Source organism: Cedecea neteri NBRC 105707 = ATCC 33855 (assembly GCF_001571265.1).
In the GTDB taxonomy this organism is placed as follows: Bacteria; Pseudomonadota; Gammaproteobacteria; order Enterobacterales; family Enterobacteriaceae; genus Cedecea; species Cedecea neteri.
This window is the reverse complement of record NZ_BCTL01000018.1, coordinates 1-21,849: the sequence shown is the minus strand read 5'-3', so window position 1 is coordinate 21,849 and position 21,849 is coordinate 1. Positions and strand designations below refer to the sequence as shown.

General features: G+C 56.8%; 21 protein-coding genes. 13 read left to right on the top strand and 8 right to left on the bottom strand.

The genetic code is table 11. The features are described 5' to 3' along the window. The first annotated feature begins 196 nt into the window (after window positions 1–196). Window positions 197–1,273: an AI-2E family transporter gene (locus tag CNE01S_RS08705; protein WP_061275222.1), complete on the top strand. Its 1,077-nt coding sequence runs from the start codon at window positions 197–199 to the stop codon at window positions 1,271–1,273. Window positions 1,274–1,318: 45 nt separating this feature from the next. Here CNE01S_RS08705 and bcp read toward each other — a convergent pair whose 3' ends face one another. Then, window positions 1,319–1,789 carry a thioredoxin-dependent thiol peroxidase gene (gene bcp / locus CNE01S_RS08700; RefSeq protein WP_039295873.1) on the bottom strand — a complete coding sequence of 157 codons (471 nt, stop codon included), beginning with the start codon at window positions 1,787–1,789 and terminating at the stop codon, window positions 1,319–1,321. A 15-nt stretch (window positions 1,790–1,804) separates the two neighbouring features. Continuing rightward, window positions 1,805–2,359, bottom strand: coding sequence for a glycine cleavage system transcriptional repressor (locus CNE01S_RS08695; RefSeq protein WP_061275220.1), 555 nt, complete (start codon window positions 2,357–2,359; stop codon window positions 1,805–1,807). Between the two features lie 146 nt (window positions 2,360–2,505). On the opposite strand from CNE01S_RS08695, the gene dapA reads away from it, so the two are divergent. The 6 genes from dapA (at window position 2,506) to ypfH (ending at window position 9,187) form a co-directional block, all read left to right on the top strand. After that, window positions 2,506–3,384 carry a 4-hydroxy-tetrahydrodipicolinate synthase gene (gene dapA, locus CNE01S_RS08690; protein ID WP_061275218.1) on the top strand — a complete coding sequence of 293 codons (879 nt, stop codon included), beginning with the start codon at window positions 2,506–2,508 and terminating at the stop codon, window positions 3,382–3,384. Window positions 3,385–3,400: 16 nt separating this feature from the next. Beyond that, on the top strand, window positions 3,401–4,435 hold the full coding sequence (gene bamC, locus CNE01S_RS08685; protein ID WP_061275216.1) for an outer membrane protein assembly factor BamC: 1,035 nt from the start codon (window positions 3,401–3,403) through the stop codon (window positions 4,433–4,435). A gap of 218 nt (window positions 4,436–4,653) precedes the next feature. Continuing rightward, window positions 4,654–5,367 (top strand): phosphoribosylaminoimidazolesuccinocarboxamide synthase, encoded by a 714-nt coding sequence (gene purC, locus CNE01S_RS08680; protein WP_038480341.1) that lies wholly within the window; start codon window positions 4,654–4,656, stop codon window positions 5,365–5,367. 139 nt (window positions 5,368–5,506) lie between these two features. Beyond that, window positions 5,507–6,385, top strand: a complete 879-nt coding sequence (gene ypfJ, locus CNE01S_RS08675; protein ID WP_061275215.1) for a KPN_02809 family neutral zinc metallopeptidase — start codon at window positions 5,507–5,509, stop codon at window positions 6,383–6,385. 3 nt (window positions 6,386–6,388) lie between these two features. Next, entirely contained in the window at window positions 6,389–8,419 is a 2,031-nt protein-coding gene (locus CNE01S_RS08670) for a tRNA(Met) cytidine acetyltransferase TmcA (protein ID WP_061275213.1), read from the top strand. Between the two features lie 72 nt (window positions 8,420–8,491). Continuing rightward, window positions 8,492–9,187: an esterase gene (ypfH, locus tag CNE01S_RS08665; protein ID WP_061275211.1), complete on the top strand. Its 696-nt coding sequence runs from the start codon at window positions 8,492–8,494 to the stop codon at window positions 9,185–9,187. A 42-nt stretch (window positions 9,188–9,229) separates the two neighbouring features. Here ypfH and CNE01S_RS08660 read toward each other — a convergent pair whose 3' ends face one another. The 3 genes from CNE01S_RS08660 to CNE01S_RS08650 are packed head-to-tail and all read right to left on the bottom strand — an operon-like array spanning window position 9,230 to window position 10,935. Further along, window positions 9,230–9,418, bottom strand: a complete 189-nt coding sequence (locus CNE01S_RS08660; RefSeq protein WP_061275209.1) for a YpfN family protein — start codon at window positions 9,416–9,418, stop codon at window positions 9,230–9,232. Window positions 9,419–9,446: 28 nt separating this feature from the next. Next, a complete protein-coding gene (dapE, locus tag CNE01S_RS08655; protein WP_038480353.1) occupies window positions 9,447–10,574 on the bottom strand; it encodes a succinyl-diaminopimelate desuccinylase in 1,128 nt (375 codons plus the stop codon). Window positions 10,575–10,578: 4 nt separating this feature from the next. Continuing rightward, window positions 10,579–10,935 carry an ArsC family reductase gene (locus CNE01S_RS08650; RefSeq protein WP_061275207.1) on the bottom strand — a complete coding sequence of 119 codons (357 nt, stop codon included), beginning with the start codon at window positions 10,933–10,935 and terminating at the stop codon, window positions 10,579–10,581. A 202-nt stretch (window positions 10,936–11,137) separates the two neighbouring features. On the opposite strand from CNE01S_RS08650, the gene ypfM reads away from it, so the two are divergent. Then, window positions 11,138–11,197 (top strand): protein YpfM, encoded by a 60-nt coding sequence (gene ypfM / locus CNE01S_RS25215; RefSeq protein WP_115586383.1) that lies wholly within the window; start codon window positions 11,138–11,140, stop codon window positions 11,195–11,197. Between the two features lie 115 nt (window positions 11,198–11,312). On the opposite strand, the gene acrD is transcribed toward ypfM, so the two are convergent. From acrD to narQ, 3 genes are all read right to left on the bottom strand, one after another. Beyond that, on the bottom strand, window positions 11,313–14,423 hold the full coding sequence (acrD, locus tag CNE01S_RS08645) for a multidrug efflux RND transporter permease AcrD (RefSeq protein WP_061275204.1): 3,111 nt from the start codon (window positions 14,421–14,423) through the stop codon (window positions 11,313–11,315). A gap of 153 nt (window positions 14,424–14,576) precedes the next feature. Next, on the bottom strand, window positions 14,577–15,218 hold the full coding sequence (gene narP / locus CNE01S_RS08640) for a nitrate/nitrite response regulator protein NarP (protein ID WP_061275202.1): 642 nt from the start codon (window positions 15,216–15,218) through the stop codon (window positions 14,577–14,579). A 19-nt stretch (window positions 15,219–15,237) separates the two neighbouring features. Further along, a complete protein-coding gene (gene narQ, locus CNE01S_RS08635; protein WP_061275337.1) occupies window positions 15,238–16,947 on the bottom strand; it encodes a nitrate/nitrite two-component system sensor histidine kinase NarQ in 1,710 nt (569 codons plus the stop codon). 351 nt (window positions 16,948–17,298) lie between these two features. Between narQ and napF the strand changes: the two genes are divergently transcribed. The 5 genes from napF (at window position 17,299) to napC (ending at window position 21,668) form a co-directional block, all read left to right on the top strand. Next, window positions 17,299–17,790, top strand: a complete 492-nt coding sequence (napF, locus tag CNE01S_RS08630; protein WP_061275200.1) for a ferredoxin-type protein NapF — start codon at window positions 17,299–17,301, stop codon at window positions 17,788–17,790. Further along, the gene (napD, locus tag CNE01S_RS08625; protein WP_061275197.1) at window positions 17,780–18,043 is read left to right on the top strand and encodes a chaperone NapD; all 264 of its coding nucleotides are present in this window, start codon (window positions 17,780–17,782) and stop codon (window positions 18,041–18,043) included. The genes napF and napD overlap by 11 nt, the downstream gene beginning before the upstream one ends. Continuing rightward, the gene (napA, locus tag CNE01S_RS08620; protein WP_061275195.1) at window positions 18,040–20,526 is read left to right on the top strand and encodes a nitrate reductase catalytic subunit NapA; all 2,487 of its coding nucleotides are present in this window, start codon (window positions 18,040–18,042) and stop codon (window positions 20,524–20,526) included. The genes napD and napA overlap by 4 nt, the downstream gene beginning before the upstream one ends. An 86-nt stretch (window positions 20,527–20,612) precedes the next feature. Continuing rightward, window positions 20,613–21,062, top strand: coding sequence for a nitrate reductase cytochrome c-type subunit (napB, locus tag CNE01S_RS08615; RefSeq protein WP_061275193.1), 450 nt, complete (start codon window positions 20,613–20,615; stop codon window positions 21,060–21,062). A gap of 3 nt (window positions 21,063–21,065) precedes the next feature. Then, window positions 21,066–21,668, top strand: coding sequence for a cytochrome c-type protein NapC (napC, locus tag CNE01S_RS08610; RefSeq protein ID WP_061275191.1), 603 nt, complete (start codon window positions 21,066–21,068; stop codon window positions 21,666–21,668). The last annotated feature ends 181 nt before the right edge of the window (window positions 21,669–21,849 follow it).

Below are 21,849 nucleotides of genomic sequence, written 5' to 3'. Positions count from 1 at the left end.
GTCCCGTTTAGTCGTTGTCAGATTTTGACACGATGAGTACAAGTTTGTTCGCTTAAAGAAGTGTACTGTAGGGCGTTGAAGCTGCGAAGATTTTATTTGGTTGATTATCCCTTTGTAATCCGCCGTAAAAAGCAAAGTCTTTACGGTGACATTTCGATACAATTCGCCATCAAAAAAAACTTCACGGAAGGGATGTATGCTCGACATGTTGTTGCAGTGGTATCGCCGTCGTTTCAGCGATCCGGAGGCGATTGCGCTGCTGGTTATTCTTGTGGCGGGCTTTTGCATTCTGTTCTTCCTTCATGGCCTGCTGGCACCGCTGCTGGTGGCTATTGTTCTGGCCTATTTGCTCGAGTGGCCGACGGCACGCCTGGAGCGTGTCGGCTGTTCCCGAACGTGGGCGACGACTATCGTGCTGGTGCTGTTTGTCGGCATTTTGCTGCTGATGGTGCTGTTTGTGGCTCCCGTCGCCTGGCAGCAGGGCATTAACCTGATTCGCGATATGCCGGGAATGCTCAACAAGCTTTCTGATTTTGCCGCCACGCTGCCGAAGCGCTACCCGGCGCTGGTGGACGCGGGCATTATCGACGCCATGGCCGAAAACGTGCGCGGGCGGCTGTCAGGCATGGGCGACCAGGTGGTGAAATTCTCCCTGGCGTCGCTGGTTGGGCTGCTGACGCTGGCTATCTATCTGATTCTGGTGCCGCTAATGGTGTTCTTCCTGGTGAAGGATAAAGAGCAGATGCTGAACGCCGTGCGCCGCGTTCTGCCGCGCAACCGTGGCCTGGCGGGGCAGGTCTGGCTGGAGATGAACCAGCAAATCACCAACTATATTCGCGGTAAAGTGCTGGAAATGATCGTCGTGGGCGTGGCGACCTATATCGGCTTTATTGTCTTCGGGCTGAACTATTCGTTGCTGCTGGCGGTGCTGGTTGGCTTCTCGGTGCTTATTCCGTACATCGGCGCGTTTGTGGTCACCATTCCGGTTATCTGCGTGGCGCTGTTCCAGTTTGGCCTCGGCACTGAGTTCTGGACGCTGTTTGGCGTGTACCTGATTATTCAGGCGCTGGACGGCAACCTGCTGGTGCCGGTGCTGTTCTCGGAGGCGGTGAATCTTCATCCGCTGGTGATTATTCTGTCGGTGGTGATTTTCGGCGGGCTGTGGGGCTTCTGGGGCGTGTTCTTCGCTATCCCGCTGGCAACGCTGATTAAAGCCGTGGTTCATGCCTGGCCGGATGCTTCGGTGGGGGATGACGCGGTGAGCCGCGAATAACAGCCAGAAAAAAGCCGACTGAGATGTCGGCTTTTTTATCTGTTCTTAGGCGTTTTCAGTCAGCCAGTTTACAACGATATCGTGGTGATTGCTGGTTTTGAAATCGTCAAACACCTTCTCCACTTTACCGTCGCCGTCCAGCAGGAAGCTGATGCGGTGAATGCCGTCATAGGTTTTGCCCATAAAAGATTTCTCGCCCCACACGCCAAACTGACTGCAAACCTGATGGTCTTCGTCAGAAAGCAGGGTGAAGTTAAGCAGCTCTTTCTCGGCAAAACGGGAAAGTTTTTCCGGCTTGTCGGTGCTGATGCCCAGCACTTCCACGCCACGCTTTTTCAACTCATCCATGTTGTCGCGCAAACCACATGCCTGCACGGTGCAGCCTGGTGTCATTGCTTTTGGATAGAAATAAACCAGAACTCTCTGTCCCTGGAAGTCGGTTAAATTTACTTGTTCGCCGTCCTGATCGGGCAAGCTAAATTTCGGTGCAATATCACCGGCTTTCAGTGGGCTCATCACTACTCTCCGTCTTTAATCATCTTGCTGTGGGTTAACCACGTTAATAGTGCCTTCTGCTTTCAATTCTGTACATAGGGCTTTAAACGCTTGCTCGATAATTGTCGCATCCTGTGAACCAGGACTGTGGGCAGTTATCTGAATGTACAGGCGCGGCCCCACGCCGTTTTCAGCAGGCTGAGTACGGGAGACAAGCTCGGCAATGTTCATCTGATGGGTGTCAAACAGGTGGGTAAATCGCTCAATCAGGTGCGGCGAGTCCGCCACTTCAACCTGCACCCACACGGTAGCAGGCGTAGCCGGTCTTTCCTGCGCGGTTGTGCGTTTCATCACAATTAGCAGATCGAGTTCTGCGCCTTTTAGCGGCAGGGTGGATTCGATCAGGGTTATCGCGTTCCAGCTGCCGGAAAGCAGCATGATAAAGGTGAATTCTTCACCCAGCATAGCAAGACGGCTGTCTTCGATGTTACAGCCGCAGCTGCTTACGTGACGGGTGATGGTATTGACGATACCCGGACGGTCCGCCCCCAGGGCTGTGATAACCAAATAATGGTGTGATGAGGGTGTCAAACGTATTCTTCCTGTCAATCGGTGAGATTCACATTAGGAAAGCATAAAAAAAGTAAGCTGCCAACCGCTTAGCGCCTTCTGGCGGCTTGCTTTTGCTATGGCACCAAACGTAACATTGGAGAACATGTTTGCACAGAGGGTGGCTAATGTTTACGGGAAGTGTTGTCGCGATAATTACGCCGATGGATGAGAAAGGTAATGTCTGCCGGTCCAGCCTGAAAAAACTGATTGATTACCATGTCGCCAGCGGAACATCGGCGATTGTCTCGGTAGGGACTACCGGCGAATCGGCTACCTTAAGCCACGACGAACACGTCGACGTAGTGAAGCTGACCGTGGAACTGGCGGACGGGCGTATCCCGATCATTGCCGGTACCGGGGCTAACGCCACCTCCGAAGCGATTTCCCTGACACATCACCTGCAGGACAGCGGCATTGTAGGCTGCCTGACGGTCACCCCTTATTACAACCGACCTACCCAGGAAGGACTGTTCCAGCACTTTAAAGCGATTGCTGAAAGCACCCATCTGCCGCAGATGCTGTATAACGTGCCGTCTCGCACCGGCTGTGACATGCTGCCGGAAACCGTTGGCCGCCTGGCGAAAATCAAAAATATTATCGGTATCAAAGAAGCCACCGGGAACTTAAGCCGCGTAAACCAGATCAAAGAGCTGGTTGAAGATGACTTCATCCTGGTGAGCGGCGATGACGCCAGCGCGCTGGACTTTATTCAGCTTGGTGGCCACGGCGTAATTTCCGTGACCGCAAACGTAGCCGCGCGTGAGATGGCGGAAATGTGTAAACTGGCCATCTCAGGGCAATTTGCACAGGCTCGCGAAATTAATCAGCGTCTGATGCCGCTGCACCATAAATTGTTTGTAGAACCCAACCCTATCCCGGTGAAATGGGCCGCCAGGGAGTTGGGTCTTGTGGCAACCGATACCTTACGCCTGCCGATGACGCCGCTGACCGACGCAAGTCGCCCGGTGATTATTAGCGCGCTTAAGCATGCCGGTCTGCTGTAAAGCTTAGGGAGATTTGATGGCTTACTCAGTACAGAAGTCGACGGTGGCAAAAGTTGCTGTTGTTTCGCTCGCCATGCTGTTAGCGGCGTGCAGTTCCGATCAACGTTACAAGCGTCAGGTTAGCGGCGATGAGTCCTACCTGGAGGCGACTCCACTTGCGGAAATCCATTCTCCGGCCGGGATGATCCTGCCGATTCAGAATGGCGACTACAACATTCCGGTCACCAACGGCAGCGGTGCTGTAGGTAAGCAGCTGGATATTCGCCCACCTGCGCAGGCGCTGGCATTGGTGAACGGGGCGCGCACTCAGTTTACCGGTGACACCGCTACGCTGCAGGTTGAAGCTAACAAGGCGAGCGGCCTTTGGTCTCAGGTTGTGAGCATTCTGCAATCCGGGAACTACGCTATCGCACAACGCAACGATGCCGGCCAGACCCTGACAACTGACTGGGTTCAGTGGAACCGTGCTGACGAAGACGTGCAGTACCGCGGCCGTTACCAGATTAGCGTGCAGCCGCAGGGCTACCAGCAGTCCGTTGTTGTCAAACTGTTGAACCTCGAGCAGGGCGGCAAGCCTGTGGCGGATGCTTCTTCTCTGCAACGCTACAGCGCGCAAATGCTGAACATCATCAGTGCCGGTCTCGATAAGTCTGAAACGACCCGCCAGAATGCGCAGGACAACCGCAGTTCAGCGCAGCTTGATGTGCAGAGCGCGGCGGATGATACCGGGCTGCCAATGCTGGTCGTTCGTGCGCCGTTCAACGTGGTGTGGAACCGCCTGCCGGCTGCGCTTGAAAAAGCGGGCATGAAGGTCACCGATACAACCCGTTCTAAGGGCAATATCGCGGTCACCTACAAAGCATTGTCTGACAGCAGCTGGAGCGATCTGGGAGCGAAAGACCCGGGGCTGACCAACGGCGACTATAAGCTGCAGGTTGGCGACCTCGATAACCGCAGCAGCCTGCAGTTCATCGACCCGAAAGGGCATCCGTTGACGCAGTCTCAGAACGATGCGCTGGTCGCTGTCTTCCAGGCAGCATTCAGCAAGTAACACTCAGGGGCCGGTTAATTCCGGCCCTTGTTATTTAGGCCTATGTAGATACCCTAAATAATTCGAGCTGCAGGAAGGCGGTAAGCCTGGAAATCTCCGGGAGCATAGCTAACTATGTGACCGGAGTGAGCAGGAGCAACCAACGCACATGCAGCTTGAAGTATGACGGGTAAACCCCTCCGATTGCGCAAGCGATCGCTATACCTGGAGTAAGAAAGATGCAAAAGCAAGCTGAGTTGTATCGCGGCAAAGCGAAAACCGTTTACAGTACGGAAAACCCGGATCTGTTGGTGCTCGAATTCCGTAACGATACGTCAGCAGGTGACGGGGCACGCATCGAGCAGTTCGACCGTAAAGGCATGGTAAACAACAAGTTTAACCATTTCATTATGGCCAAACTGGAAGAAGCGGGTATCCCGACCCAGATGGAAGCGCTGCTTTCTGACAACGAAGTGCTGGTGAAGAAGCTCGACATGGTGCCGGTAGAATGCGTGATTCGTAACCGCGCTGCGGGTTCACTGGTGAAGCGCCTTGGTATTGAAGAAGGTATTGAGCTGAACCCACCGCTGTTCGATTTGTTCCTGAAAAACGACGCCATGCACGACCCGATGGTCAATGAATCTTACTGCGAAACCTTTGGCTGGGTGAGCAAAGAGAATCTGGCCCGCATGCGCGAGCTGAGCTACAAAGCTAACGACGTGCTGAGCAAGCTGTTTGATGACGCTGGCCTGATCCTCGTTGACTTCAAGCTGGAGTTTGGCCTGTTTAAGGGCGAAGTGGTGCTGGGCGATGAGTTTTCACCCGACGGCAGCCGCCTGTGGGACAAAGAAACGCTTGATAAGATGGACAAAGACCGTTTCCGCCAGAGTCTGGGTGGCCTGATTGAAGCGTATGAGGAAGTTGCTCACCGTCTCGGCGTTAAATTAGACTAACCACGCAATCGTTTACGTTGCGCAATGGGGTGCGTTTTTGCGCACCCTGTTTTTTCGCTGTCTGTTCTTATGGTAATCCTGCCGGTAACCACCTACGATCTATCCATTACAAGTTGTGATTGTGAATGAGGATGAGCGTATGCGTTGGCAAGGACGTCGCGAAAGCGACAATGTAGAAGACAGGCGCAATGACGCCTCCGGCCCCGGCATGAGCATGGGTGGCGGCGGATTCCGCATTCCTCGGGGTAAAGGTGGCCTGGTGCTGCTGGTCGTGGTCATTGTGGCAAGCTATTACGGCGTCGATCTCACTTCCTTCCTGTCCGGCGAGCCGCAAGTCTCTCAGCAATCTTCCCAGCAGCGTACCATCAGCCCGAAAGACGACGAGGCCGCTAAGTTTACCTCGGTGATTCTGGCGACAACCGAAGATACCTGGGGTGAAATTTTCCAGAAAATGGGCCGCACCTATCAGCAGCCTAAGCTGGTGATGTATCGCGGGGCAACGCGCACCGGCTGCGGTACCGGCCAGTCCGTGATGGGGCCGTTCTACTGCCCGGCGGACAGCACCGTCTATATCGACCTCTCTTTCTACGACGATATGCGCAATAAACTTGGCGCAGGCGGCGACTTTGCGCAAGGCTACGTGATTGCTCACGAAGTCGGCCACCACGTGCAGAAGCTGCTGGGCATTGAGCCGAAAGTACGCCAGCTACAGCAGAATGCGTCCCAGGCTGAAGCTAACCGCCTCTCAGTGAAAATGGAGCTTCAGGCCGACTGTTTCGCTGGCGTCTGGGGTAACAGCATGCAGAAACAGCAGGTGCTTGACTCGGGCGATCTGAAAGAGGCGCTCAATGCTGCCGAAGCCATCGGGGACGATCGCCTGCAACAGCAAAGCCAGGGCCGCGTGGTGCCGGACAGTTTTACCCACGGCACCTCAGAGCAGCGCTACACCTGGTTCAAACGTGGTTTTGACGGCGGCGATCCTGCCCAGTGCAACACCTTCGGCAATGCGCTCCGTTAATCAATGACCGCAGGGACGATAGAGCAGCTGCAGCAGGCGACGACGCAAATGCAGCAAACGGGCATTCGTCGGCTGATGGTGCTGGCCGGCGAATGTGAATGGAGCGGCCAGCAGGTTGCCGCGCTGTCGGCTTCTTTAACTGGAGACTGGCTGTGGGTTGGCCCTTCGCCTGAGTTGCCTTTTCACTGTGCACCCTCGGCGGTGCGTAGCATGCTGGGGCGTGAGTTTCAGCATGCCGTATTCGATGCCAGGCTCGGACTGGATGCCGCCGCGCTCGCGGCGCTTTCCGGGATGCTGAAAGCGGGCAGCTGGCTGTTGTTGCTGACGCCCGACTGGCCGCGCTGGCCTTCGCTTCCCGATGAAGATTCCTGCCGCTGGAGCGATACTCCCCACGCGATCCCGACCCCCCATTTTGTTTCCCATCTGCAGCGCTGCATACGGCAGGACTCAGAGTCCATGTTATGGCAGCAGCATGAGCCGCTTACCCTGAATCGCTTTGCTTTTCGTCCTGACTGGCAGCCCGCGAGCGGCGCGCCTGAGCAGGAGCAGGCTGCCATTCTCGATAATTTGTCTGAGATGGAGCGCGGCGTAGCGGTGGTGACGGCGGCCAGAGGGCGGGGCAAGTCTGCTCTGGCCGGTATGTTGGTTGGCCGCAGCCCAGGCGATTCTCTGGTCACCGCTCCGGCAAAGGCCGCCACCGACGTTTTGGCTCGCTATGCCGGAGAATCTTTCCAGTTTATGGCTCCGGACGCGCTGGCTGCTGAACACGATCTGCCGGCGTATGACTGGCTGGTGGTTGACGAGGCGGCGGCGATTCCGGCCCCGCTGTTACGCCAGCTAATAGATCGCTTCCCACGCGTTTTGTTGACCACGACGGTGCAAGGGTACGAGGGAACCGGGCGCGGTTTTTTACTGAAGTTCTGCGCAACACTGCCGTCGCTCAGGCGCTTCGCGCTTGATACGCCGATCCGCTGGGCGCTGGGCGATCCGCTGGAACATGCCGTTGACAGGATCATGCTGTTCGATGAGCCGGATCTTGAACAATTCCCGCAGGGCGATCCTGTTTTACAGGTTGTTGAGCAGGCAGACTGGTCGCGTAAACCTGAGCAGTTAAAGCAGATGTACCGGCTGCTTTCGGGCGCGCATTACCGCACCTCGCCGCTCGACTGGCGACGCATGCTTGATGCTCCCGGCCAGCATTTTATCGCTGCTAATATGGGCGAGCTGTGCGCAGGCGCGTTGTGGATGGTCGAAGAAGGCGGGCTTGATGAAAACCTGAGCCGCAGCGTGTGGGCCGGATTCCGTCGCCCCAGAGGCAATCTGGTGGCGCAATCGCTGGCGGCGCATGGCGGGAGCCCGCTTGCCGCTACTTTGCGTGGGCTGCGTATCAGCCGCATTGCCGTCCATCCTCAGCGCCAGCGTGAACATATCGGCGCCAGCATGGTTCAGCTTGCACGCCAGGCCGCGAAGGCTCGACATGACTATCTCTCGGTCAGCTTCGGCTACACCGATGAGCTATGGCGCTTCTGGCAGCGCTGCGGGTTCGAGCTGGTTCGAATTGGTTCTTACAAAGAGGCCAGCAGCGGCTGCTACAGCGCGATGGCGCTATTGCCGCTCACGCCGGAAGGCCAGTCGCTGATGGAAAATGAGCGGCAGCGGCTACAGCGAGACTGGCCATGGCAAAAAACCTGGCTGGAATTGGCTTTGCCGCTGACCACGGATAGCCCAACAGAACTGTTGGCAGCAGACTGGGAAGAGCTGTCCGGCTTTGCTTTCGCGCATCGTCCGCTGGAAGCCTGCCTGGGCGCGTTGAATCGCCTTCTGCTGGCGAGCCCTTTACCGCTTCACGCCCTGCGCGGTCGCCTGGATCGGCGTGAAAGCAGCGAAGTACTTAGCCAGCGGCTGGGGCTTTCTGGCAAAAAAGCGTTGCTTGCGCTGATGCGTGAGGAAGCTCGAAGCGCGTTGGATAACCTGGACCAGGCAAGGGCAGAGGCGCTGCGAAACGGCATTTTGCAATTGCAAAAATTCCACTAACTTGTTCAATGAAACGGCATGGTCATCCCCTGACGGCGGCGTATAGTTGTCTTCATCAACCAGGAGAAAACCATGAAACATGACCATTTTGTTGTCCAAAGCCCCGTCACCCCCGCCAGCCAACTGATACTGCTGTTCCACGGCGTGGGCGACACGGCGAAAGCGATGGGCGAAATCGGCAGCTGGTTTGCTCCGGAATTTCCTGACGCACTGGTGGTCAGTATTAGCGGCCCGGGCCAAAGCGGCGCAGGCCGGGAGTGGTTTTCCGTGGCGGGCGTAACGGAGGAAAACCGCCAGCAGCGAGTGGATGTCGTGATGCCAGCCTTTATTGAAACCGTGCGTTACTGGCAGCAGCAAAGCGGCGTGCCGCCCACGGCTACTGCGCTGATCGGTTTTTCGCAGGGGGCTATCATGGCGCTGGAAAGCATTAAAGCGCAGCCGGGCCTTGCGGCGCGTGTCATCGCCTTTAGCGGGCGTTACGCGGAGTTGCCGCAGCAGGCGTCTACCAGCACCACGATTCATCTGATTCACGGCGATAACGATAAAGTGATCCACGCGACGCATTCGGTGGATGCCGCCGAGAAGTTACTTAGCCTGGGTGGGGACGTTACGCTGGATTTGATTGACGATCTGGGGCATGCAATAGACGACCGCAGCATGAAGGCGGCGCTGGATCACCTGCGCTACACCGTGCCGAAGCACTATTTTGATGAAGCTTTGAGCGGCGGCGGAGCACTGAAAGATGATGATCTGATTGAACTGCTGTAAATATGCGCCTCACTCCGGAATCCCCCGGAGTGAGGCGTGTGGCTATTTCTTCTTAGGCCAGTCGTCCTCGTCGTCCCACTTATCGTTAAAATCACGATGCGGCGGAAGCTCGGGTTTGTCTGCCATGTACTTTTTCGGGTCGATTCGGCTCAGGTCTTTAATCACGTTAATAAACATCCCCAGCAATAACACCAGGACGATAATCCACCAGTAATGCGATAGCCATTCCATGCTGATACCTCGTTCAGTTGACTGCCCGTCAGGCGACAAGCTGTTCCATTATGCGCTGGTACATCCGGGCCAGCAGCTGCAGGTCGGCGGCGTTTACGCATTCATTGATTTTATGAATGGTGGCATTCACCGGCCCCAGCTCAACAACCTGAGCCCCCATACGCGCGATAAAGCGCCCGTCAGATGTACCGCCCGTGGTTAACAGCTGCGGTTTAATCTCATTATAGTGCTCAACGGCGTTCACTACCGCATCCACCAGCTTACCGCGTGAGGTCAGGAACGGCTGGCCGGAAAGCCACCACTCGACGGTATAGCGCAGTTCGTACTTATCCAGCAGGGCGATAACGCGCTGCTTGATGTCTTCATCGGTCAGCTCGGTGCTGAAGCGGAAGTTAAACTGGACGAACATGTCGCCTGGGATAACGTTGTTGCTGCCGGTCCCGGCCTTCACGTTGGCAATCTGCATGCTGGTGGCCGGGAAGAACTCGTTGCCTTTGTCCCACTCAATCCCCGTCAGCTCTGCGAGCATCGGGGCCGCGCGATGCACCGGGTTATCCGCCAGATGCGGGTAGGCAACGTGGCCCTGCACGCCGTGAATAGTCAGGTTACAGGTCAGAGAGCCGCGACGGCCGTTTTTCACCACGTCGCCGACGATTTCAGTACTGGACGGCTCGCCCACAAGACAGTAGTCCAGGCGTTCGCGACGCGCCATCAGCGCTTCAACAACCTTCACGGTGCCGTTGGTCGCGCTGGCTTCTTCATCGGAGGTGATGAGAAACGCCAGGCGGCCTTTATGATTTGGATGCTGGGCGACGAAACGTTCAGCTGCAACGACCATCGCCGCCAGCGAACCTTTCATGTCTGCGGCACCGCGGCCAAACAGCATCCCGTCGCGAATAGTCGGTTCAAACGGCGGGTTGATCCAGCGGTCGGCGTCGCCTGACGGGACCACGTCGGTATGCCCGGCAAACGCCAGCGTTTCGCCCTGTCCACGCCAGGCCCAGAAGTTCTGGGTATCGCCAAAATCCATGTGTTCAACGGTAAAACCAATCGCGCGCAGGCGTTCAATCAGCAGCGCCTGGCAACCGGCATCATCCGGGCTCAGGGAAGGACGACGAATAAGCTGTTGCGTCAGCTCAATAACCGGGCAGGACATAAGACTATACCTCGTTGATAAACTGCTGATAGTGAGTTTGGTTGAAACCCAGCAGCATAGGCTGACCGGGCGCGCAGAGCAATGGGCGTTTGATGATTGCCGGCATCTCCAGCATCAGCGCCGCCGCGCTTTGTGCGTCGTTGATGGACGCGCGATGGGCTTCATCCAGCTTGCGCCAGGTGGTTCCACGCGTATTAAGCAGCGCTTCCCAGCCGAGTTCTGCGATAAACCCATTCAGCAGCGCGGCGTCCAGCCCGTCAACGCGGTAGTCGTGAAACTGGTAATCGACGCCCTGAGCTTCCAGAAAGCGGCGCGCCTTTTTGATGGTGTCGCAGTTTTTAATGCCGTACATGGTGATCATGGTGGCGGTCGGTCCCGTTTTAATTTTTCAGAGGGCAACCATTTTGCCGCAGGTGAGGGGAATTATCGAGCCGCGATTTCAGGCTAAATCATTATTCTGCTAACAATATATTTGTGAAGACGCTCAAGACTTCGCCGCTCAAAAAGGGTTCAATCGCAGAATATATCCGCGTATAATTGCGCCAACATCAAGAGAGGCGGTTATGATTGAGCACGAATTAGGGCAGTGGAAAGACTTCATCGAAGATATGTTGCGCAAATAAGCGTTCCGGCATAAAAAGCAACGGCGCGATATTCTGGTACTGAATACTCAGCGAACATCAGTAAAAAGGCGACCCTTTAGAGGTCGCCTTTTTTGTGGCCGAAGATCTGCGGCGCTTAGTCGTGATGCTCTTTCAGCGGGAAGCGTCTGCGCACCAGCACAAAGAATAGCGGCACAAAGAAGATGGCCAGTACGGTGGCGGAGATCATCCCGCCCATAACGCCCGTGCCTACCGCATGCTGGCTGCCGGAGCCCGCCCCGGTGCTGGTCGCCATCGGCAGCACGCCGAAAATGAACGCCAGCGAAGTCATCAATATTGGGCGCAGGCGCTGGCGGCAGGCCTCAAGTGTGGCAGCGACCAAGTCCTGGCCTTTGGCGTTCAGATCATTGGCAAATTCGACGATCAGAATGGCGTTCTTCGCCGAAAGCCCAATCACCGTCAGCAGCCCGACCTGGAAATAAACGTCGTTCTCCAGGCCGCGCATCCAGGTGGCGAGCAGTGCGCCTATCACCCCAAGCGGTACGACCAGCATAACGGAGAACGGTACCGACCAGCTTTCATACAGCGCCGCAAGGCACAGGAACACCACCAGCAGCGAGATGGCATACAGGGCAGGAGCCTGCGCGCCGGAGAGGCGTTCCTGATAGGACATGCCCGTCCACTCAAGGCCAAAGCCGTTTGGCAGCTTGCTCACCAGCTGTTCCATGATATCCATTGCGGTGCCAGTACTTAAGCCCGGCGCGGCTTCACCCACAATTTCCAGCGCGGAATAGCCGTTGTAGCGCTCCAGACGAGGCGAGCCGGTTTCCCAGCGGGAGGTGGCAAAGGCGGAGAAAGGCACCATGCCGCCGGTTTTATTGCGCACATACCAGCTGTTGATATCGTCCGGCAGCATGCGGTATTTGGCCGCAGCCTGAACATAAACCTTTTTCACGCGGCCGCGATCCATAAAGTCGTTCACATAGCTTGAGCCCCAGGCGGTTTGCAGCGTGTTGTTGATATCGTCAATCGAGACGCCGAGCGCCTGAGCTTTACGCTGGTCGATATCGATTTGCAGCTGTGGGCTGTCGTCCAGGCCGTTGTGGCGTACTCGCGTGAGCTGTGGGTCACTGCTGGCCATTTCCAAAAGCTGGTCACGCGCCTGCATTAACGCGTCGTGCCCGGCACCGGCGTGATCCTGCAGCTCCATATCAAAACCTGCGGCGTTGCCCAGGCCGTTAATCGCTGGCGGGCTACTGGCAATGACTCGTGCTTCTTTAATCTTATTAAAGGCTTTGGTCGCTCGTTCGATGATGGCAAACGAGCTGCCGTCGGCGCTGCGCTCGTCCCAGTCCTTTAGGCGGATAAACATTCGGGCGACGTTTTGCCCGTTCCCGCCGGGGCCTGCGCCAATGGTGGAGAACACCGAAACGACGTTGGCTTTCTCCTCGGTCAGGTAATAGCGTTCCACCTGCTGCACCACTTTGGTGGTCTGCTGCTGGGTTGCGCCGCTGGGGAGCTGCACGGAGGTGGTAAATACGCCCCGGTCTTCCTGCGGGAGGAACGAGGTTGGCAACTTGAGGAACAGGAACACCATGCCGCCGAGCAGCAGGACATAAATCAGCATCCAGCGCACGCTGCGGGCGAGAATTCTGGCCACGCCATTTTCGTAGCGTTCGGCGCTGCGGTTAAAGGTGCGGTTAAACCAGCCGAAGAAGCCTTTCTGGCCGTGGTGCTCGCCTTTGTGCAGCGGCTTAAGAATGGTGGCGCACAGGGCCGGCGTGAGGATCATCGCGACCAGCACCGACAGCACCATGGCGGCGACAATCGTGACCGAGAACTGGCGGTAAATTGCGCCAGTGGTGCCGCCGAAGAAGGCCATCGGCACAAACACGGCGGACAGCACCATAGCGATGCCAACCAGCGCGCCCTGGATTTGGCCCATTGATTTGCGGGTAGCTTCTCGAGGGGAGAGGCCTTCCTCGCTCATAATACGCTCGACGTTTTCTACCACCACGATGGCGTCATCCACCAGTAGGCCGATGGCCAGCACCGTCGCGAACATCGTCAGCGTGTTAATGCTGTAGCCGAAGACATACAGCACGGCGAAAGTACCGAGCAGAACCACCGGCACCGCAATGGTCGGAATCAGCGTGGCGCGGAAGTTTTGCAGGAACAGGTACATCACCAGGAACACCAGCAGGATCGCTTCGAGCAGCGTTTTCACCACGTCGGTAATCGAGGCCTTCACAAACGGGGAGGTTTCGTAGGCGATTTTGGCCTCAAGGCCGTGCGGGAAGAACTGCGAAAGCTCTTCGATTTTGGCGCGGGCCAGCTTGTCGGTTTCCATCTCGTTGGCACCGGAGGCCAGCTTAATGCCCAACCCGGAAGCGGCCTGGCCGTTATAGGTGCTCAGGAAGTCATATTTCTCCGCGCCCATTTCAACGTCTGCCACATCCCCAAGCGTGACCAGCGAGCCGTCCTGATTCACCCTCAGGGTAATGTCTTTAAACTGCTGCGGCGTTTGCAGGAGCGACTGGGCGTTGATGGTGGCGTTCAGCGCCTGTTTGTCCAGCGCCGGGGTACCGCCAAGCTGGCCGACGGCAATTTGCGCATTCTGGGATTTGATGGCGGTGACGACGTCCTGGGTCGTCATCTGGTAGTTAGTGAGCTTGTTGGGGTCCAGCCAGATGCGCATGGAATACTGCGAGCCGTAGGCATCCACGCTGCCGACGCCGTTCACGCGGCTCATCGGGTCCTGCACGTTACTGGCGACGTAGTCGGCGATGTCCTGCTTATCCATGCTGCCGTCGGTGGATACAAATGCCACCATCAGGATGTTGGTATCACCGGTTTTGTTCACCGTGACGCCCTGAGTCTGCACATCCTGCGGTAATTTTCGCACCGCTGACTGCAGCTGGTTTTGCACCTGCTGGACGGCAGAGTCCGGGTCGGTCCCGGCTTTAAAGCTCAGGGTGATGGTGGCCTGACCGGCGCTGCTGCTTTGGGACGACATGTACATCATGTTGTCCAGGCCGGTCATGCTTTGTTCGATGACCTGGGTAACCGTGTTCTCCAGAGTTTGGGCGGAAGCGCCCGGATAGTTCGCGGTGATCCTCACGTTTGGCGGCGCGAGGTCGGGATATTGCTCGACGGGCAGCGAAAAAATAGCCAGTGCCCCGGTCAGGCAAAGCAAAATTGCCAGCACCCAGGCAAAAATGGGGCGAGATATGAAAAAATTCGCCATGCGGTCAGGACCCCTTTAAAAGCTTCTAATTGTTATCAATAACCGCATCACTGTAGCTTTAACCACTTAGTCAAACGTGGAGAAATTTAGGAGATAGTGTAAATATGCTTTGGAATTGGCAGGATTTGTAACCGTACCTTTTATTGGGTCGTTTTAACCTCGACTTTCCAAAAATAATACCGTGGCCGCGACGCGCGATCTAACCTGCAGCTTACGAAGCAGGTTACGAATATGCACTTTTACCGTCTCTTCTGAAATATGCAGCCCGCTGGCAATTTGCTTATTCGACAGCCCGCGAGCCACCTCTGACAGCACGTCCAGCTCGCGTTCAGTGAGAATAGCAAACGGATCGCTACTCTGCCGTTCGCTGCCACGGTTAAACAGGCACTCGCGAACCTGCTCGCTAAACGCTTTCTCACCCGTCAGGCAGCGGTGAATATCCTGCAGTAAAACCTCCGGATCGCTGTCTTTTAGCAGGTAGCCATCGGCCCCGGCATCAATCAGCGTGAAGATATCGCTGCGGGCGTCGGACACCGTCAGGATCACCACGCGAGCGCTGATCCCGTCCCGGCGCAGGGCGTTGAGCGTATCAAGGCCGCTCAGGCCCTTCATGTTCAGGTCGAGCAGAATCAAATCCGGCGACAGCCGATTCGCTAAACTGATGGCCTCTGCGCCGCCGCTGGCTTCACCTACTACGGAAAACGTACTGTCCAGCTCAAGAAGCTGGCGGACTCCGCGCCGCATCAGCGGATGATCGTCGACGATTAAAACCTGGTAAACCGTGTGCTCAGACATTGCTAACTCCTGAATAAAGCTAATTATTGTTATGACCACCGGCACCCGCCGGGGGAGTGGAGGAGAAATGGACCTCCACAAGTGTTCCGCCCTGCGGCGGACGAGATATTGTTAGTTCCCCGCCCAGGCGACCCGCGCGTTCGTGCATGATATTCAGCCCGTAGTGACCTTCCGGCTCTTCAAGGCTGGCAATGCCGTGCCCATTGTCAAAGACCGAGGCGTAATGCTCTCCGCCGCTTTCTGAGCGGCAAACAATCTCAATATGGCTCGCATTCGCGTGTTTAATCGCATTCAGCACCGCCTCACGGATGATTTGCAGCAGATGGATTTGCTGAGAAGCATCCAGCGCCTGGGTCGGCATGCTGCATGCCAGGCTTATCTCTGCCTGGGTTTGCTCGCGCAGCGGTTCAAGCAGTTCCTGCAGCGCGGCAGGTAAATCCGCCTGCTGCAGCGTCAGGCGGAAGGTGGTGAGCAGTTCGCGCAGCTGGCGGTAAGCGTCGTTCAGGGCCTGAGAAAAGTCCCCAACAATACGCTGAGCGGGCTGATTGTCTTCCGGCACCGCGCGCTTCAGCAGCGTGAGCTGGATACGAAGATAAGAGAGAACCTGTGCCAGAGAGTCATGCAGCTCCCGGGCAATCGTGGCTCGCTCTTCCATCAGCAGCAACTGCTGATAGTGTTTCTGTGCCTGATTAAAGTACACGCCTCGCCCCAGCATGGTGGCAACGCTTTTCATCAGTTGTGGGGAAGGGGGTTTACCTGACGATTGCCAGCGCAGCGTACCAAAAGCGCTGTCCTGCTGGACCAGCGGCAGGGTATGCCATTCTTCGTCCTGTACCGGGGAGCCTTCCGTCAGGCGCCAGTTTTCGCCGACCTGCATTTGCAGGGCGCTAACCGCCTCATGCTGGTGGATAATTTGCAGGATCTGCACGAAGCAGTCGCGGTTGATGGTGCTGACGTTCAGTGCCTGAGAGCAGCTGTAAAGCACTTCGAGCATACGGTTGGCTTCCTGCAGCCTCAGGGTCTTTTGCTCCACCTGCTGCTCTAAGGAGCGGTAGAGTTTTTGCAGCTCATCCGCCATGCGGATAAAAGCCTGCGCCAGCGCACCCAGTTCATTGGGTAATGAGCGGTCGAGATTGGGCGGCGTAAACTCGCCGCGCTCAATGGCTTGACTGGCTTCTACCATCGTATTTAGCGGCGCAACCACCTGCTGGCGAATACGGCGCAAGGTGAAGAACACGAGGGTGAAAATCGCCATAAAACCGACCACCGAAGCTGCGACAACCTGCATCATTTTTCGCTCGGCATAGTGCTGCAGCGCCAGTACAAACAGGTCGATTTGTTCGACATAGGCGGCGATGTTGTAGCGGTACCAGTCGATATCTTCGTTCTGAATGTGCTTCTGCATTTGCTGCCAGGCATCCTGCAGCGAGTTATAGCGAGTCTTAACCTCGTCGGGCACCCAAAAGCGGTTGAGCTGCTGCAGTGTCGGGGAATCCAGCGACTGCTGGTACTGCTGTAAATGTGCCGCAACGGCTTTGGGATCACCCTGCAGGTCGTAGCCAAGACGGTAACTCTGCATGCGCAGCGAGCCCGCAATATTCACCGCTTCCGCGTCTTTCAGGCTGCTGGCGAGCGTCAGCATCGCGATGCCGGTTGAAAGCAACGACAGCAAAACGATCGAAAAGAAAGCGCGGGCAAGGCTGGTGGAGACCGAGCGTTTGACTGTCACGGGGGAATAACCCTTTAAAGAATGCGGTGGAGCGAAACCTACCAGAATCTGCGTTAGACGCAAACGTCTGGCGGCGACTTTTGCACCCCGGCGCGAAAAATCCTGCCGCATTTAACGCAAGCTTTGCCACATCATAACGTCTGCCTTACATCTGCTGATTCGTCCCCGTCGCGCCGAAACCGTTCACCTCTTTGATCCGACCCCGGCATTTACCCCTTTATGGGGATGCTTTTGTAACCCCTCGTCACATACCTTAAATGCCGTAAAAACCGCAGAAAATCCGCGGATAAAAAGAAAAACGTTTCTACCCGGTGTCGACCTGGCCGGGCATTTTGAGCAAGGATCTGCCCAATGGCTAAACTGACCCGTCGCGGCCTGCTGACCGGAGGCTGGCACAGTTCTACTCCCGCCATTCGCCCTCCGTGGAGCGGCGATGAATCTCATTTTCTGCTGGACTGCACGCGCTGCGATATTTGCATTACCGCCTGTCAAAGCCGGGTGCTTCGCCGCGGCCAGGGCGGCTACCCTGAAATCGACTTTAGCCGGGGCGAGTGTACCTTCTGCTACGCGTGCGCGGACGTTTGCCCACAGCGGCTTTTTGCCCCGCAATCGGCTCAACCCTGGTCACTGACATTACAGCTCAGCGAAACCTGTCTGGCCTGGCATCAGGTGGAGTGCCGCAGCTGTGAAGATGCCTGTGAGCCGCAGGCCATTCGGTTCATCCCCACTCTTCAGGACGTGTCCCGTCCACGGATTTCTTCATCTGCCTGTCACGGCTGCGGCGCTTGTGTTGCCGTTTGCCCGACTTCAGCCATCACTCTGAGGCCACAAAATGCAGTCTGACTGGCACGTATGCGGCCTGGTGGTTCAGGCCAAACCTGAACATGTCGCTGCCATACGCAGCGCGATCAATGCCCTGCCGGGCAGCGAGGTTGCGGTTGACGATATCGACAGCGGCAAACTTGCGGTGGTTATCGAGGCAGCCGAGAGCAGCACGCTGCTCGAACAAATTGAGCGGGCACGCAATATCTCCGGCGTGCTGGCGGTGTCGCTGGTTTATCACCAGCAGAATGAACAAGGTGAGGAAGCACCATGAAACTCAGTCGTCGTAGCTTTATGAAAGCGAATGCCGTTGCCGCAGCCGCCGCAGCGGCGGGCCTAAGCGCACCGGGCGTGGCTCGTGCGGTGGTAGGCAAACCCGATGCTATTAAATGGGACAAAGCCCCGTGCCGCTTCTGTGGTACCGGCTGCGGCGTGCTGGTGGGGACCCAAAATGGCCGCGTCGTCGCCAGCCAGGGCGACCCGGAAGCGCCGGTCAACCGCGGTCTGAACTGCATTAAGGGCTACTTCCTGCCAAAAATCATGTACGGAAAAGATCGTCTGACTCAGCCGCTGCTGCGCATGAAAGACGGGCAGTACCACAAAGAGGGGGAATTCCAGCCGGTCAGTTGGGAAACAGCCTTTGATGTGATGGAAGAGAAATTCAAAGCCACCTTAAAAGACAAAGGCCCGGAAGGCATCGGCATGTTCGGCTCCGGCCAGTGGACTGTGTGGGAAGGCTACGCCGCCGCGAAGCTGTTTAAGGCGGGTTTCCGTTCTAACAACATCGATCCAAACGCGCGCCACTGTATGGCATCTGCCGTCGTCGGCTTTATGCGCACTTTTGGCATGGATGAGCCGATGGGCTGTTATGACGATATCGAACAGGCGGACGCCTTTGTGCTTTGGGGCTCTAACATGGCGGAAATGCACCCGGTGCTCTGGTCGCGCATTGCTAACCGCCGCCTGTCCGATGAAAACGTCAATGTGGCGGTGCTTTCGACCTTCCAGCACCGCAGCTTTGAGCTGGCGGATAACGGCATGGTGTTCACGCCGCAAAGCGATCTGGTCATCCTGAACTACATCGCCAATTACATCATTCAGAACAATGCGGTTAACGAGTCGTTCTTTAAGCAGCACGTTAACCTGCGCCGGGGCGTGACGGATATTGGCTATGGGCTGCGCCCGACTCACCCGCTGGAAAAAGCCGCGAAGAATCCGGGGTCTGACGCCTCTGAGCCGATGAGCTTCGACGAGTACAAAGCGTTCGTTGCCGAGTACACGCTGGAGAAAACCGCTGCAATGAGCGGGGTACCGAAAGACCAGCTTGAAGCGCTCGCGAAGCTTTATGCCGACCCGAATAAGAAAGTGATTTCCTACTGGACGATGGGTTTTAACCAGCACGCGCGCGGCGTGTGGGCTAATAACCTGGTTTACAACCTGCACCTGCTGACCGGGAAAATCTCTCAGCCGGGCTGCGGGCCGTTCTCGCTGACCGGGCAGCCCTCTGCCTGCGGCACCGCGCGTGAAGTGGGCACATTTGCGCACCGCTTACCGGCGGACATGGTCGTCACTAACGAAAAACACCGGCAAATCGTCGAAAAAACGTGGCAGCTGCCGGCCGGGACTATCCCAGCCAAAGTGGGTTTGCACGCAGTGGCGCAGGACCGAGCGCTAAAAGACGGCAAGCTCAACGTGTACTGGGTGATGTGCAACAACAACATGCAGGCCGGGCCGAATATCACCGAAGAGCGTATGCCGGGCTGGCGCGATCCGCGCAACTTCATCATCGTCTCCGATCCTTACCCAACCATCAGTGCGCTGACGGCCGACCTGATCCTGCCGACCGCCATGTGGGTGGAAAAAGAGGGCGCCTACGGCAACGCCGAGCGCCGCACGCAGTTCTGGCGCCAGCAGGTGATCGCGCCGGGCGAGGCGAAGTCCGATCTCTGGCAGCTGGTGACCTTTGCAAAACGCTTCAAGGTCGAGGATGTCTGGCCTGCCGACCTTCTTGAGAAGAAACCCGAGTACCGGGGCAAGACTCTGTTCGACGTGCTGTTTACCAGCGACGCGGTCCGCAAGTTCCCGCTAACCGAACTGACAGATAAACAGCTAAACGACGAGTCCCGCGAGCTGGGCTTCTACCTGCAAAAGGGCCTGTTTGAAGAGTACGCCAGCTTTGGTCGCGGACACGGGCACGATCTCGCCCCGTTTGACGACTACCACAAAGCGCGGGGTTTGCGCTGGCCGGTGGTCGACGGGAAAGAAACCCAGTGGCGCTACAGCGAAGGTCACGATCCTTACGTGAAGGCCGGGGAAGGCTACAAGTTTTACGGCAAGCCGGACGGGAAAGCGGTGATCTTCGCGCTGCCGTTCGAGCCGGCGGCGGAAGCGCCGGACCAGGAGTTCGACCTGTGGCTTTCTACCGGGCGTGTGCTTGAGCACTGGCACACCGGCAGCATGACGCGCCGCGTGCCGGAGCTGCATCGTGCCTTCCCGGAAGCCGTAACGTTTATTCATCCGCTGGATGCGCAAGAGCGCGGTCTGCGCCGTGGCGACAAAGTGAAGGTGATTTCCCGCCGTGGGGAAGTGGTTTCCATCGTCGAAACCCGAGGCCGTAACAAGCCGCCTCGGGGCCTGGTCTACATGCCGTTCTTCGACGCCGCGCAGCTGGTGAATAACCTGACGCTCGACGCTACCGATCCGCTTTCTAAAGAGGCGGATTTCAAGAAGTGCGCCGTGAAGCTGGCAAAGGTTTAACAAGCTATGTCCTTCGGGCGCGGCATCGATATCCGCCCGGAGGATGTTTTCAGAATAACAATTCGATGGAGCCTGGGAGCTAAATCATGAATAACCAAGGCCTGATGAAGGCGTTGTTTCAATGGGGAGCGGCATTCACTCTGGTTATCAGCGGCGCGCTTTGGGCGGCAAACGGCGTGGATCTCAATCAATCGCCAGAAGTGTCCGGCACGCCGGAAGGGGCGGTGGGTATGCCAAAACAGCAGCCACGGATGGCGCTGAACTACGTTAATCAGCCGCCGATGATCCCGCACAGCGTGGACGGTTACCAGGTCACGACGACCAGCAACCGCTGCCTGCAGTGCCACGGCGTTGAAAGTTACCGTACCACGGGGGCGCCGCGCGTCAGCCCAACGCACTTTATGGATAGCGACGGCAAAGTGTTATCGAACGTGGCGCCTCGCCGCTATTTCTGCCTTCAATGCCATGTACCCCAGGCGGATGTTGCCCCGATTGTTGAAAATACCTTCGAGCCATCCAAAGGGTTTGGGAAATAAGTTATGGATAAATCAACTCGTCAACCCGGCATCATTAAGCGCGTGTGGCGGTGGTGGCGCAGACCAAGCCGGTTAGCGCTCGGCACCTTGCTGCTTATCGGTTTTGCTGCCGGGATAATCTTTTGGGGTGGTTTCAACACCGGAATGGAAATGTCCAACCGCGAAGAGTTCTGCATCGGTTGCCACGAAATGCGCAATAACGTCTATGAGGAGTATATGGGCACGGTGCATTACAACAACCGTAGCGGCGTGCGCGCCACCTGCCCGGACTGCCATGTACCGCATGAATGGGTGCCAAAAATGATCCGTAAAATTCAGGCCAGCAAGGAGCTGTATGCCAAAGCTTTTGGCCTGATAGACACGCCACAGAAATTTGACGATCACCGTCTGGCGATGGCGCAAAACGAGTGGCGGCGCATGAAGAACAACAACTCGCAGGAGTGTCGAAACTGCCACAATTTCGACTATATGGATTTTACGGCACAGAAAACCGTGGCCGCCAAAATGCATGATGAAGCGATCAAAGACGGTAAAACCTGTATCGACTGCCACAAAGGGATAGCGCATAAGCTGCCGGATATGAGAGAGGTTGAGGCGGGGTTTTGATCGAGCCAGGGGGGCTGGTGAGGCTTGCTTATGAAGGATCGGCTAAGGTTCCGTTCACTTCCGGCCCTGTTTTATATGCAGCCACCGCAACGGTGAACGACTCGCTTTGAATTTGCAGCCAAACGGAAACTAACAGTCGCTTCAGGTCTCACCGCTACGCCCTTGTTCCCGGCTCTCATCG